The following is a 13,650-nucleotide window of genomic DNA, read 5'->3' as shown; positions in this document are numbered from 1 at the left end:
TGCTATCCGACCGGCCCAATCATCTGTTCTCCTGCCTGCCGGCTGCAGATACCTGCCTGAAGAGATAACCGGCACAAAAGATCACAAACGCCAGCAGAATGATGGTGGCGCCTGACGGCAGGTTCAGCAGAAACGACAGCACAATCCCCCCGACAACCGACAGAAGTGAGAACAGCACCGACAGAATCACGGTCATCCTGACCCCCCGGGCCACCTGCAGGGCAGCTGAGGCAGGCAGGATCAGCAGTGCGGAGATCAGCATTACTCCCACCAGTTTCATGGCCAGCACCACCGTCAACGCAGTCAGGGCCGCCAGAAGACCGTTCAGAAACCTGACTCTGATGCCGCTGACCACCGCCAGTTCTTCATTGAAGGTCAAGGCCACCAGATCATTGTAGTACAGCCAAAGCAGTGCCAGCACGGTAACAAACAGACCGCCGGCCACCAGCAGTTCTGCCTGGCTGATGGCAAGGATGCTGCCAAACAGGTAGCTGAACAGATCAACGCCATAACCGCGCCCCAGAACTGCCAGCAACACCCCCAATGAGACCCCGACCGATGAAACGATCCCGATGGCGGCATCTCCGCCCAGCCGGGCCTTGCCGGTCAGCTTCAAAATCCCCAGCGAGGCCAGCAGCACCACCGGCAGCGACACCAGCAACATGGCAGCCCCCTGCAACCCGGCAAACAGGGCCAGGGCCACACTGCCAAAGGTGATATGCGCCAGACCGTCACCGATCAGCGACAGGCGGCGCAGCACCAGAAACACACCAAGCACCGCACAGAGTACACCGATCAGGGTACCGGCCAACAGGGCCCGCTGAATGAAGCTGTATGAAAACATTTCAAATATCGTCATATCAATGCCTGTGGCAGATCAGATGTTGCGAATGCTCTCCGAAAAAGGCAGACATCTCGGGAGAGTGGCAGAACTCATCAAAAGAGCCGAAGAAGAGCAGTTTTTTATCCAGATAGAGCATGCGGGAGGCATACTGTCCGATGGTACCGGTGTCGTGGGTCACCAGCAGGACCGTGGTACCTTTGGTCTTGTTCATCCGAGCCACCAGCTCATAGAAACGGTCACGGATCTCCGGGTCCAGGGCTGCGGTTGGTTCATCCATCACCAGCAGTTCGGGATTATTGACCAGGGCCCGGGCCAGCATGACCCGCTGTTGCTGCCCCCCGGACAGTTCACCGATCATGCGGCGCTGCAGATGCTCAATCCCCAGCAGTTCCAGCAGTTCCTGCACCTGCTGGCGATCATGGCGACAGAGACGCCGCGGCAGCCCCTTACCGGCCAACAACCCCAACTGCACCACCTCAAGGACCGTGGCAGGAAAGGCAGGGTTAAGCGGCCCCAGATTCTGGGGCAAGTAGCCCAGCCGCTGCCATGCGGTAAAACTGTCACGGGGCTGCCCAAAGAGCGAGATCCGGCCTTGATACGAAGGCATCAACCCCAACAAGGCTCGTACCAGGGTACTTTTCCCTGATCCGTTGGGTCCAACAATCCCTAGATAGTCGCCACCGGACACGCTGAAACTGATGTCGGACAGCGCCTCTATTGCTCCGTGACGACAGGTAAGTTGTTCTACCCTGATCAGTTCCTGCATGAAAGTCCAACCTGCAGGTTCTTCAGATTTTCTTCCATCAGCGTGATGAAGCTGACACCCCGTTCCAGATCTTCTTTTGCCACGTTATGGGCTCCATGCAGTTTCAGCACCGTCGCACCGGTTTCACCGGCAATGGTCCGTGCCACGCGGGGAGAGACCAGTTCTTCGGAATAGATCGCCTTTACGTTGTACCTGCGCACCTGCTGCACCAGTTCTGCCAGGCGGCGCGGAGTTGCCTCCAGTTCGGCAGTGACCCCGGCTGCGGCCTGGTAGTTCAGATTATAGCGGTTGGCCAGATAGCCAAAGGCAGCATGTCCGCCATGCAGCAGCACCCTGCTGCTACAGCTTGCAAGCCCGGCCTTATAGCGTGCATCAAGGGCTGCCAGCTGTTCTGTCAGGGCTGCTGCCCGGCGGCGATACTGCTCGGCACCGGCAGGGTCTGCAGCAACCAACGCCTCAAGCAGTTTGGCAACCATGGCCTGATCAGCCGTAAAATCAAGCCAGACATGGGGATCAGAGGCCTCAGCCTGATGGTCGTGGCCATGATGCTGCTGTTCCTTACCGGTATGGGTAACGGAAGGCAACAATGTCACGCCGGATGCAGCGGCAACAACCCGGACCTTTGTGCGATCAACCCCTTGTATGATCTTGTCCGCCCAAGGCTCCATAAAAGGACCGATATAGACAAACAGGGCAGCCCGGTGGATGCGGGCCAGATCGTCCGGTTTCGGCTCAAAATGATGCGGCTCAACACCGGGAGGCAGCAACAGCTGTACCTCCATCCGGTCACCCGCAATGGTGCGGGCAAAATCGTACAATGGGAACAGCGTGGTTATCACGATCGGTCGTGCAGGCTGATTACTCTCTGTTTTCTGCGGCTGGCAGCCCGTGACAAGCAGCCCCCAAACGGCAAGTGCAACCAGCACTGGTAGTACACCTTTGAACATAACCCTTTCCCTCCTGACTAGTAGCGGCATCATAGCCCGCATTTCCAATCCTTGCAATTATCCTCTGCTCGTCTATACTGAACTGATCAAAAGCGATACTACATCGGCATTAAAGGAGCCATGGTATGGGACTTTTCGGCGGCCCCAGCAAACAGGAACTGCTGGATAAGGACAATGAAATCAAGAAGCTGATGCAGATGCTGGACAACGTTGACAACGTGGTCATGCTCTGTGACACCACCAATGACAACAAGATCTTTTACATGAATCGCAAGGCCAAGGAACTGCTGCAACAACACCGTGCAGAGCTGAACAGTGGCCTGCGCGGCGCAGATGTGAGTAATGCCTTTGGCAACTCGATCCACCAGTTCCACAAGGACCCGGCCCGTATCCGCAACATCTTTGCTGATCCACGCAACAAGCTGCCGCACGCTGCCGATATTCCGATCGGTGGTGTTACCCTGCAGACCAAGGCCTATCCGATCTGGGATCCCAGCGACAGCAGCAAGCTGCTCTGCTTCATGGCCTGCTGGAGCGACATTACAGCCGAACGCAAGATCAAAGAGCAACAACATAAGGATATTGAACGCAAAAACTATCTGGAGGAGCGTATCCACCAGATCGCCACTGCCATGGAAGAGATGAGCATGACCGTCAACGAGGTGGCCGGTAATACCACCAATGCTGCAGACTCGGCCAGCCAGGTGGCTGACAGCGCCCATGAAGGTCAGCGGGTGGTCAATCAGGCGGTCAAGGGGATGCAGCAGGTGGCGGAAGTGGTTCGCTCGTCAGCCCAGATCGTAGGCAACCTGGGTGCAACCTCTGAAAAAATCGGCGAGATCGTCAACGTCATCAATGAAATTGCCGACCAGACCAACCTGCTGGCCCTGAACGCTGCCATCGAGGCTGCCCGGGCCGGCGAGATGGGGCGCGGCTTTGCCGTGGTTGCCGACGAAGTCCGCAGACTGGCGGAACGGACCATGACCTCCACCAAGCAGATCGGTTCCATGGTGACGGAGATCCAGTCCAACACCCAGAAGGCGGTTGCCTCCATTGAAGATGGCAAGGCTGAGGCTGAAAAGGGAGAACAACTGTCCCATCAGGCCGAGGCATCCCTGATCGCCATAGTTGATTCGGTTGAGAACATCAAAAACCTGATCTCTCAGATTGCAACCGCCTCTGAAGAACAGGCGGCAACGGCCACCGTGATTGCCGGCAACCTGGAAGAAATCTCCCGGGCCAACTGATTAACGACCATTACCTGCCATAAACGCAAAAAGCCGGGAAGCAATTCCCGGCTTTTTGCTTATACAGCATGTTCAGTCGCTGCAGCTACTACTACTCACCTACACTGCCAAAGTACTCCCGCTCCTGCTGTGAGAACATCCGGTCCACATCCATGATGATCAACAGACGGTCAGCATGGTTGAACACGCCGGTAATGAACTCCTGATCAATATTGCCGGAGACCATGGTGGGGGGAGGCTGAATCTCGCTGGAATGAATCCTGATAACCTCGGAAACCGCATCCACAATGAAACCGGTCAGCCCGCCGGCAACATCCATAACCATAATGCGGGTATGGTTGTCATAGTCCGACTCAGCCAAGCCAAAACGCTTACGCATTGAGATAATCGGAATCACCTTGCCCCGCAGGTTGATAATTCCCTCAACATAATGAGGAGTGTTGGGCATCTTGGTGATGCCGGGCATACGGATGATCTCCCGCACCTTCAACACTTCAACACCGTACTCTTCGTTGCTGAGCATGAAACTGACCAACTGGATCAACTGGTCTCCGCTTGTGGTGACATCTCCGCTTTTTACCAGGGCTGTGGTTGACATTGAAACCTCCTCTATGAGGGAATAATGGACTCGTTACGTTGCTTGGATCATAGCACAGTTTTACAAAAGTAAAATAGGGTAATATCCCTAAAACAGGCCGTAAAGCGGGCCCCCTGCAGAAGCCAGCTCTTCAATCCGCTTTTCAACAGCCGGATCCTCCTCCAACGCCGGGGCATGAAACGGTTTCCTGCGTGCATCGATCACCAGTGGTCCTCTACACCCCCAGTGCCGCTGCCGCGTTGCGGCCCCGACACCGTAGATATCTGCAGCAGGGTTCGAACGGGTAAAGGCAACCCACAGAAAGTTATCCAGAGAACGGCTGCAGAACGCACTGTCATCAACAATGACTACCAAGGCGATCCCATCGGGCAGAGGGCGTTGCTCCCAGAAGCTGCAGAGTGCCTGAATTGCCTGATCAGATTCGCCATTGTCCGGGACCGGGATACTGCCCTGCAGCACCAGCACACCGGGCAATGCCAGGGCTGGATCTGACCAACCGGACGGCACAGGAATATCGCCCGGCAGCTCCGTCAGCAAACAACGCCTGATCCGACCTGCGGCAGCCATGACCAGCTTGGAACCGCTGTTGAAGCCGCCACCGGAATAATCCAGGGTATCAATGGTGGTAGCGGTCTGGAAATGCAGGTCACGCTGCCAGTCCACCCGCTCCAGCAGATGGCTGAACATGGCGCCAATATCATGAATATCCAGTTGCGGGTTATCCTGTTCAGCAACAATCAACAGGTATTTTGCCAGGGAAAGCTGCCCCTGCCCCAGAACGGCATTGGCCTGGGTCAGTAACTCCAAAGGACGGGTCACACCGTCATAGGGGGTGTAGCGTTCAGAGCCGATGGCCAGCAGCAACGGATGCACCCCGGCGGCATCCACGGCATGCACCGCCTTGATGCCGGGCAATACCGTGGGGATCAGGTCGCCGGTCAGCTCATGGATAAAGGCACCAAAGGAGGTATCCTCCTGGGGCGGCCGCCCCACCGTGGTAAAGGGCCAGATCGCATCAGGACGGTGATAGACCGCCTCAACCTCAATAAACGGAAAGGGGTGGGTCAGGCTGTAATAGCCCAGATGATCACCAAAAGGGCCTTCCGGTAGGGTGGCATGGGGATCAATGGAGCCGACAATACAGAAATCCGCTTCAGCCGGTATTGGCAAACAGCCCGGCAGTGCTGCCATGGCGATCCGGTGTCCTCCCAGCAGGCCGGCAAAGGAGAGCTCCGGCATCCCTTCCGGTAACGGCATGACCGCTGCCACCGACATGGAGGGGGCACCTCCCACAAACACGTTCACCTTCAGACGCTCCCCCCGACGGATCGCCTCCTGATGGTGAACACCGATACCGCGATGAATCTGATAATGCAGGCCGACCTGCTTGTCCGGTTGATACTGATTGCCGGAGATCTGGACCCGGTACATCCCCAGGTTGGATTTGCCAAAACCGGGCTTGGCCGGATCTTCACTATAGACCTGTGGCAGGGTGATAAAGGCGCCGCCATCCTTGGGCCATGAGACCAGTCGGGGCAGTGCCGAAAGTTTTGTCCGGCAGCTCAGCGATGGGGCCTGGGACTGTGACACCCGCTTCGGTAACAGGTGCAGGGCTCCCAATGGAGCTCCCAGCAAACGGGCCGGTTCCTGTAGGGCCTGAAAGGGATTCACCTTCAGCTTCACCAGGGTCTCGATGGTTCGCAGGGTGTCACGGAAGATAAAGCGGGTCCGTTCCAGGGTACCAAACAGGTTGCCCAGCATCGGAAAGGCAGAACCGGTCACCTGGGTAAACAAAAGCGCAGGGCCGCCAGCCTGATAGACCCGGCGCTGGATACTGCCGGCCTCAAGATAGGGATCAACCGGCACCTCAATCCGGCGCAGCATGCCATGACGTTCCAGGTCCTCGACACAATCCTGAAGATTTCTGTATCCCATCGATTTCTTCTCTTTTCTGGCTGTCATTTAGTGCCGGATACGGTATCATCTGCACCACGTCAATTCAACCTGAACCTTAACCCTGACCCTGGTTCCCTATGATCAGACCGACTATCTTCAGAAAATTTCTGATCGCCTCGCTGCTGATAGCGCTGCTGCCGCTTTTGGTTGCCTCAATTTTCCAGTTTTCAGGACTTGAACAGGTGCGGGACCGGCTGGCGCTGGAAATCAGCAACAGCGCCGAACAACAGGCCGCTGAAGGGCTGCAGATGCGGGCCCGTCAGGTGGCCGACAACATTGCCGACTACCTTTACCGCCGCGAAGACGACCTGCGTTTTTTAAGCCGTTTTGCCGCTGACCGACAGGTGCTGCTCTCCTTCTGGAAACAGCAGCGCAGCGAGGTCTGGGAACGCCGTGCCGTTGCAGCCAACCAGGTCCGTGAGGTTCGGGAGCAGTTGCCGATCTACCGCTCCTTTGCCCTGATCGATGCAAACGGTCAGGAGCAGATGGTACTGAAGGATGGCCGCTTCCTGCCCCCTGCAGAGTTGCGCAACGTTGCCCTGCCGGCATTCACTGAATTCAAAAGCGAGACCTACTTCCAGGCCATCAAAAGCATGCAGCCGGGGCAGATCCATGTCACCCACCTGACCGGCTTTCATGTCAACAAACAGCAACAGCTGGCCGGGGCCGATGAGCCTGAACAGGCACTGGGCAGCCGCTATGAAGGGGTGATCCGTTTCGGCATGCCGCTGTATGGGCCGGATGGGCGCTTTAATGGGGCCTTTGTCATCTCCATGGATCATCGCCACCTGATGGAGTTTACCCAACACATTGATCCGGGCCCCCATTTTTCAACCGTTTTTCCCTCCTACAAAAGCGGCAACTACGCCTTTCTGTTTGATGATGAAGGCTGGATCATCACCCACCCCAAGTTGTGGGATATCCGTGGTGTTGACCGGCAGGGCCGCCTGGTACCGCCCTACACCGACCGTTCTTCCGCCCGCAGTATTGAGGCGGGCACCATTCCATTCAATCTGGATTACGCCGGTTTTATCCACCCCAACTACCCCAAGGCCTCGGCGTTAGTCAGAAAACAGCAAAGCGGTGTGCTTGAACTGACCAACGTGGGCGGTGCCCGCAAGATCATGGCCTATGCCCCGATCCTGTATAATACCGGCCCGTATAAACGGCACGGCATCTTTGGCGGCATAACCATCGGGTACCAGGTTGACCAGTTCCAGCAACAGGCCAGCGCCGGCAGTCATCTCATAACCAGCAAACTGAAAGAATACCGCCAGAAAAGCGCTCTATTCATCTCGTTGGCAGCCTTGGTTGCAGCGCTGGCTGCCTGGCTGCTGGCACGGGGCATCACCCGCCCGCTGCAGCACCTCAGTGAGGGTGCCCGCCGCCTAGCCAACGGGGAAACCGGCAATCGTGTTGTGGTGAAGGGCAGTGACGAACTGGCAGAACTGGCCTTGGCCTTTAATGCCATGGTGGCAGAACTTGAACAGCGTAAAGCCAATCTTGTTGCAACCCTTGAACAGTTGCAGGAATCCCGGCAGGCCATTCTGGATGAACGCAACTTCAAGGAAAGCATTCTGGAAAGTATCTCCAGTGCCATCACCACCTTTGCGCCCGACGGCACCCTCACCTCACGCAACAGCACGGTCGAGAGTTTTCTGGGAAGAAGCTGGCCGCTCGGCAGCCATTACGCCACTGTCTTTGACGGTTGGGAGGCCTTGCCGGCCAGGATCGGCCGCGCCTTTAGCGAAGGTAGCGGTTATGGCCGTGAACCGCTCAAGGTGGAACAGGATGGCAGGATCCGGCACTTTGACGTCGGCATCTTTCCGATTGGCGAACACGCAGAACGGGGATTGACCGTAACGTTGCGGGATGAGACCATCCGGGAGGATTTGCGGGAGGAAACGGTCCGGCTTGAACGGCTGGCCTCACTGGGGAAACTGGCAGCCGGCATCTCCCATGAGATCCGTAATCCTCTGACCGGCATCTCGCTGCTGCTGGACGACCTGCATGACCGTGCTCAACTGGGTGACAAAGATCGTGAGATGCTGACCAAAGCCATGGCCGAGATCGAACGGATGGAACGGCTGATCTCGGCCCTGTTGACCTTTGCAGCCCCGCCCCGCTCACGCTTTGCACCGGGCAACCCGGGTGAAGCTGCCGAAGATGTGGTGATGCTGATGCAGCGTGCCTGTCAACGGCAGGGGATTGTCCTGAACCTTGAACGCAGTCCGTTGCCAAACTGCCTGATTGATGCGGAAAAAATCCGCCAGGCCTTGCTGAACCTCTTGAAAAACGCCCTGGAGGCCCTGCCGCTGGGAGGAACGATCACCATGACCATCAACCGCGATAGCCATGATGCACTGATAACGGTTACCGACTCCGGTCACGGTATCCCGGCCCAGGACCTGCCATTGATCTTTGAGCCGTTCTTTACCCGTAAAGGCGCCGGCACCGGGCTTGGGCTCTCCATCACCCGCCAGATTATTGAGGAACATGGCGGCAGTATCAGCGTGGACTCGGCATTTGGCCACGGCACCAGTTTCAGGATCCGTCTGCCGCTGCTGCAGGTACTTCCCGGTGCTGTTTCAATATGACAACACAATCAATTGCTGCTATAGGCAGCCAGAAAACCTGGTACCAAGGAGCATTGTGAAACAGATTTTCAAAAACATATCCGGTCTTAAATCCATGTTCACCCTCTTTCTGGGGCGTTTCCTGCCGCTTGCACTGTTTACCCTGCTGGCGAGCGGGGCAATTTTTTTGCTTGAACGAAGCAGCCACCTGGATCTGCTCTACAAGTTCGGCAAAATACAGTCCGTTGATGAGCGTTCCCCTTTAACCAGTGCCCTGCAGCAACATCAACTTGTCACCATTTCAGCCGTTACGTTCCTAGCACTCCTGATTGCCGCCCCGATCGCCTGGATGCGGGCCTTAAAGCAGCGTAACGAGCTAATTGTGGAACATCAAAATCGGGAAAACCTGCGCAGTATCAAGCTACTGCTCGATTCAACCATTGAAGGGATCTACGGCACTGACGAAGAGGGGCGCTGTATCCTGGCCAACCGCTCCTGCGCCCGCCTGCTGGGATACAGTTCGACGGAACAACTGTTGGGTAAAAACATGCATCAACTGATGCACCACAGCCATGCCGATGGCACTCCCTACCCTGAAACAGAATGCAGGGCGCACCGCATGATTACCACCGGGGCAGCACCGGCACTGGTTACCGATGAAGTCTTCTGGCGGCAGGATGGCAGCGCTTTTCCGGTTTCCTACAGTGTCCATCCGATTCAGGAACAGGACCGGATCATCGGCATGGTCTGCACTTTTGTTGATATCTCTGAACGCCGCCAGCTTGAAGACCAGTTACGCCACGCACAGAAGATGGAGGCTGCCGGCCAGCTGGCAGGCGGGATCGCCCATGACTTTAACAACATCCTGCAGATCATCTCTGGCAACACCCAGATCCTGCAGTATGACTTGAAGCAAACCAGTCCAGACCCGCCACAACTGAAGGAAATTCTTAAGGCGGTTGAACGGGGTACTGCCCTTACCCGCAGCATGCTCGCCTTCAGTCGCAAACAAACCATCAACAGCATCCCGCTGGAATTGAATCAGTTGGTCAAGGATTCGCAACTTCTGGCCCAGAAATTGCTGCATAAAAATACGACGCTGCAGCTTGAGCTGGCTGAAACAGCCCTGATCATTACAGCCGATGAAGTATTGCTGCAGCAGGTGCTGTTCAACCTTATCACCAACGCGCGGGATGCCATGCCAACAGGCGGTACCATAACAATTGCCACGGCGGAGCGCTTGCTTGACGAGCAGAGTATTGGCGGGGCCAAGGACAGAATACCGGGAACCTATGCGGTACTGATGGTACAGGATACAGGTCAGGGAATCCCTGAAGAAATCAGACAGAAGATCTTTGAACCGTTTTTCACCACTAAAGAGGTGGGCAAAGGCACCGGTTTAGGCCTGGCCATGGTATATGGTACGGTCAAACAGCATGGCGGGTTTGTGCAGGTTGAGTCACAAGCAGGTCAGGGCAGCTGTTTTTCAGTGTTTCTTCCGGCTGTTGCAGCCTGTCTGATGCCGAATCAAAACGGCACCACATAGAGCATCAAGGATTATTCCCATGGCACTGATTCTACTGATTGATGATGAACCCCAGGTTCGCACCGTCTTGAAAGGCTTTCTGCAGATTGGTGGGCACCGGGTGGTTGAAGCTGAAAACGGCAGACAGGCACACAAACTGCTTTTGGCTGAACAGGTCGATCTGGTAATAACCGACATTGTCATGCCTGAATCCGACGGTTTTGAGGTGATCATGTCCAGCGCACGTACGGACAATCCGCCCAAAATCATCGCCATAACCGGCGGCTCCCCCAACCTGACCCAACAGACCTTGCTGGCAATCGCTCAACGGATGCCGGTTAACAAGGTCCTGGCAAAACCGGTCACCTGCGAAGCACTCCTGGCTGCAGTTCAGGATACCCTGGCAGCCCCTGCCCCTCACAAATTATCTTAACAGGCCAGTATGCTTACAGAAACGATTCTGATAATAGACGACGAATCATTTATCCGGGAGAATGTCCAGCGGATTCTGAACGAGGATGGCTACCGTGTGCTTGAGGCATCCAACGCCTCGGAAGCGCTTGAACTGGTGGGCAGTGATGAGATTGACCTGGCCCTGCTTGATCTGAACCTGGGGCCTGAGAACGGTCTTGACCTGTTGGGTGCGTTGAAGGAGGTCAATCCGGATCTGCTGGTAATTATTATCACCGGTTACGGTTCGGTTGAAACTGCCGTGGATGCCCTCAAACTGGGGGCCTTTGACTATATGAAGAAACCGTTCAAGGCTGATGCCCTGCGGGTGATTGTCAAACTGGCCCTGCAGACCCAGGAACTGAAGCGGGAAGTCCGCGGCCTGCGGCGTTCAGGCGCCCTGGGACTTGATGTGCCGCTGCTGGGGGAAAGTTCCTGCTTCCGGCAGGTGCTGGATCAGGTGCGGGAGGTGGCCAAAATTCCGACTGCTACGGTGCTGGTAACCGGTGAATCAGGCACCGGCAAAGAGCTGGTGGCCAGGGCGATTCATTCCCTGTCAGATCGCAAGGAGCACCCCTTTGTGGCGGTCAACTGCGCCTCCATCCCCACTGAACTGATGGAAAGTGAGCTGTTTGGCCACGAAAAAGGGGCCTTTACCGGTGCAGCATCCCGCAAGACCGGGCTGTTTGAAGAGGCCCACAACGGCACCATCTTCCTGGATGAAATCGGAGACATGTACGCCAGTCTACAGGCCAAGCTGCTGCGAGTACTGCAGGAACGCACCGTCCGGCGGGTCGGCGGGTCCAAGGACCTGCCGGTTGATCTGCGGGTGATTGCCGCCACCAATCGTGATCTGCGGCAGCGGATACATATCGGCACCTTCCGTGAAGACCTGTTCTACCGGCTCAACGTGGTACCGCTGCACCTGCCCCCCCTGCGTGAACGGGGCACTGATATCCTGTTGCTGGCCAAATATTTTCTTTCCCACTTCAGTCAGGCCTTTGGCAAGTCGTTCAAGGGGATTGAACCTGCTGCAGAACAGATGCTGCTCAGCTATCCCTGGCCGGGCAACATCAGAGAACTGCGCAACATCATCGAGCGGATCTGTATCATGGCCCACGGTCCCCTGCTGGTACCGGCCCATCTACCGCCTGAACTCCATCAGCACCCGGCCACCAAGACATCAAGCATTACTGACGATAGCCTACTACAAGGACTTGAAATCAGTGTAGCCAACTATGAAAAACAGCTGATTGCATCTGCCCTGGAACAGGCTGCCGGAAACGTGGTCAAGGCCTCTTTGATCCTAAAGATTCCCCGGGGTACCCTGCGTTACAAAATGGAGAAATACGGCTTGTAATGCACCCACTCGATCAGCCCCAGCCTCCAATCACCATCGGCTCTCCCCGTTACCGGCAGGCCAACCTGGCCTTATTCTGTGCCGGGTTCATCACCTTTGTCACCCTCTACGACCTGCAGCCGCTGTTGCCGCTGTTTACCCGGGAATTCAGCATTTCCCCCGCCACCAGCAGCCTGACACTCTCAATCAGTACCGCCACACTGGCCATCGGCATGCTTTTTTCAGGCCTGACATCAGATGCAATCGGCCGTAAACCGGTCATGGTAACAGCCCTGATCCTGACCTCGTTGCTGGCCATAGCAACCGCCTTTTCCACCACCCTGCCCACCCTGCTCCTGATCCGCTTTGCCCAGGGCGCCGTGCTGGCCGGCGTCCCCTCGGTTGCCATGGCTTACCTGGGTGAGGAGATGGACGCAACCGCCATCGCCTCTGCCATGGGGCTCTATATCAGCGGCAATGCCGTTGGCGGCATGTCAGGCAGGGTGGTTACCGCCATCATGGCCGATTACCTGCCCTGGCGCTCGGCCATCGGCCTGACCGGCTGTGTCAGCCTGTTACTGGCGTTTTCCTTTATCAGGCTGTTGCCGGCCTCAACCCGTTTTCAAAAGCGGCGCCTTGATCTGCGGACTCTGCTGCCCTCCCTGCTGCATCACCTGAAAGATCCGGGCATGCTCTGTCTGTTCGGGGTAGCCTTTCTCTGCATGGGCTGCTTTATCAGTCTCTACAACTACATCGGTTTCCGCCTGCTGCTGAAACCCTATTCCTTAAGTCAGTCTGTTATCAGCCTGATCTTTCTGATCTATTTCCTTGGCTCACTCAGCTCGGCCATGATGGGACGTCTGATACAACGCTTTGGCCGCAGGTTTGTCATCAGGGCCACCATCGCTGCCATGGCCTGCGGCATCCTGCTGACACTGCCCAGATCGCTCATCAGTATCATTGCCGGGATAGCCCTGTTTACCTGCGGTTTTTTCGGGGTTCACAGCATCGCCTCAGGCTGGGTCAGCCGCAGGGCAACCAGTTATCGTGCCCAGGCTTCATCGTTGTACCTGTTTTCCTACTACCTCGGCTCCAGCATCTCCGGCACCCTGGGCGGTTACTTCTGGAGCAGTTACGCCTGGCCCGGTGTTGCTGCGATGATATGCCTGTTACTGTTGGCTGCCTTTGGCTGCACCGAACAGCTCAGTCGCAGATACGCCGAGCACACCACCTGAATGGCCAAAAACCGCCACCACCACCTGGCTGAAATCCGCCAGTTGTTATTACCAATAAAACCTTATTCCGCTGCAACGTAAACATAATCATCAACCCAAACAGGCTGTTAGGGCATTTAATTGAATTTTGGCACTGGCGTTGCTAGTTAAAACACAATTCTGCGATA

General features: G+C 56.3%; 11 protein-coding genes. 6 read left to right on the top strand and 5 right to left on the bottom strand.

Features of this window, described 5'->3' with window-relative positions; genetic code table 11:
- Positions 1-19: 19 nt before the first annotated feature.
- The 3 genes from FY034_RS08100 to FY034_RS08090 are packed head-to-tail and all read right to left on the bottom strand — an operon-like array spanning position 20 to position 2,557.
- Positions 20-859 carry a metal ABC transporter permease gene (locus FY034_RS08100; protein ID WP_265555053.1) on the bottom strand — a complete coding sequence of 280 codons (840 nt, stop codon included), beginning with the start codon at positions 857-859 and terminating at the stop codon, positions 20-22.
- Between the two features lies 1 nt (position 860).
- Positions 861-1,610, bottom strand: a complete 750-nt coding sequence (locus FY034_RS08095) for a metal ABC transporter ATP-binding protein (RefSeq protein ID WP_265555051.1) — start codon at positions 1,608-1,610, stop codon at positions 861-863.
- Positions 1,598-2,557 carry a metal ABC transporter solute-binding protein, Zn/Mn family gene (locus FY034_RS08090; RefSeq protein ID WP_265555050.1) on the bottom strand — a complete coding sequence of 320 codons (960 nt, stop codon included), beginning with the start codon at positions 2,555-2,557 and terminating at the stop codon, positions 1,598-1,600. The genes FY034_RS08095 and FY034_RS08090 overlap by 13 nt, the downstream gene beginning before the upstream one ends.
- Positions 2,558-2,682: 125 nt before the next feature.
- On the opposite strand from FY034_RS08090, the gene FY034_RS08085 reads away from it, so the two are divergent.
- Positions 2,683-3,804, top strand: coding sequence for a methyl-accepting chemotaxis protein (locus tag FY034_RS08085; protein ID WP_265555048.1), 1,122 nt, complete (start codon positions 2,683-2,685; stop codon positions 3,802-3,804).
- Positions 3,805-3,895: 91 nt separating this feature from the next.
- Here FY034_RS08085 and FY034_RS08080 read toward each other — a convergent pair whose 3' ends face one another.
- Both FY034_RS08080 and FY034_RS08075 read right to left on the bottom strand, forming a co-directional pair.
- Positions 3,896-4,402 carry a chemotaxis protein CheW gene (locus FY034_RS08080; RefSeq protein ID WP_265555045.1) on the bottom strand — a complete coding sequence of 169 codons (507 nt, stop codon included), beginning with the start codon at positions 4,400-4,402 and terminating at the stop codon, positions 3,896-3,898.
- Positions 4,403-4,489: 87 nt separating this feature from the next.
- A complete protein-coding gene (locus FY034_RS08075; protein WP_265555044.1) occupies positions 4,490-6,337 on the bottom strand; it encodes a UbiD family decarboxylase in 1,848 nt (615 codons plus the stop codon).
- A gap of 98 nt (positions 6,338-6,435) precedes the next feature.
- Here FY034_RS08075 and FY034_RS08070 point away from each other — a divergent pair, with 98 nt between their 5' ends.
- From FY034_RS08070 to FY034_RS08050, 5 genes are read left to right on the top strand one after another with little or no spacing between them, the layout of a single operon-like run.
- The gene (locus tag FY034_RS08070; protein WP_265555042.1) at positions 6,436-8,955 is read left to right on the top strand and encodes a PAS domain-containing sensor histidine kinase; all 2,520 of its coding nucleotides are present in this window, start codon (positions 6,436-6,438) and stop codon (positions 8,953-8,955) included.
- A 55-nt stretch (positions 8,956-9,010) separates the two neighbouring features.
- Entirely contained in the window at positions 9,011-10,480 is a 1,470-nt protein-coding gene (locus FY034_RS08065; protein WP_265555040.1) for a two-component system sensor histidine kinase NtrB, read from the top strand.
- A gap of 19 nt (positions 10,481-10,499) precedes the next feature.
- Entirely contained in the window at positions 10,500-10,892 is a 393-nt protein-coding gene (locus FY034_RS08060; protein ID WP_265555038.1) for a response regulator, read from the top strand.
- 9 nt (positions 10,893-10,901) lie between these two features.
- Positions 10,902-12,269: a sigma-54-dependent transcriptional regulator gene (locus tag FY034_RS08055; RefSeq protein ID WP_265555036.1), complete on the top strand. Its 1,368-nt coding sequence runs from the start codon at positions 10,902-10,904 to the stop codon at positions 12,267-12,269.
- Positions 12,269-13,483, top strand: coding sequence for an MFS transporter (locus FY034_RS08050; RefSeq protein WP_265555034.1), 1,215 nt, complete (start codon positions 12,269-12,271; stop codon positions 13,481-13,483). Before FY034_RS08055 ends, FY034_RS08050 begins: the two co-directional genes overlap by 1 nt.
- The last annotated feature ends 167 nt before the right edge of the window (positions 13,484-13,650 follow it).

The sequence above is a fragment of the Trichlorobacter lovleyi genome, assembly GCF_015239775.1.
GTDB lineage: Bacteria > Desulfobacterota > Desulfuromonadia > Geobacterales > Pseudopelobacteraceae > Trichlorobacter > Trichlorobacter lovleyi_B.
Note: the sequence above shows the minus strand (reverse complement) of the source record. Positions and strands in the feature narration are given on the sequence as shown.

Bases quoted from the DNA above. Each gene is read 5' to 3' on its own strand.
- FY034_RS08055 (WP_265555036.1), top strand. From the start codon at position 10,902: ATGCTTACAGAAACGATTCTGATAATAGACGACGAATCATTTATCCGG.
- FY034_RS08075 (WP_265555044.1), bottom strand. From the start codon at position 6,337: ATGGGATACAGAAATCTTCAGGATTGTGTCGAGGACCTGGAACGTCAT.
- FY034_RS08070 (WP_265555042.1), top strand. From the start codon at position 6,436: ATGATCAGACCGACTATCTTCAGAAAATTTCTGATCGCCTCGCTGCTG.
- FY034_RS08090 (WP_265555050.1), bottom strand. From the start codon at position 2,557: ATGTTCAAAGGTGTACTACCAGTGCTGGTTGCACTTGCCGTTTGGGGG.
- FY034_RS08085 (WP_265555048.1), top strand. From the start codon at position 2,683: ATGGGACTTTTCGGCGGCCCCAGCAAACAGGAACTGCTGGATAAGGAC.
- FY034_RS08100 (WP_265555053.1), bottom strand. From the start codon at position 859: ATGACGATATTTGAAATGTTTTCATACAGCTTCATTCAGCGGGCCCTG.
- FY034_RS08050 (WP_265555034.1), top strand. From the start codon at position 12,269: ATGCACCCACTCGATCAGCCCCAGCCTCCAATCACCATCGGCTCTCCC.
- FY034_RS08080 (WP_265555045.1), bottom strand. From the start codon at position 4,402: ATGTCAACCACAGCCCTGGTAAAAAGCGGAGATGTCACCACAAGCGGA.
- FY034_RS08095 (WP_265555051.1), bottom strand. From the start codon at position 1,610: ATGCAGGAACTGATCAGGGTAGAACAACTTACCTGTCGTCACGGAGCA.
- FY034_RS08060 (WP_265555038.1), top strand. From the start codon at position 10,500: ATGGCACTGATTCTACTGATTGATGATGAACCCCAGGTTCGCACCGTC.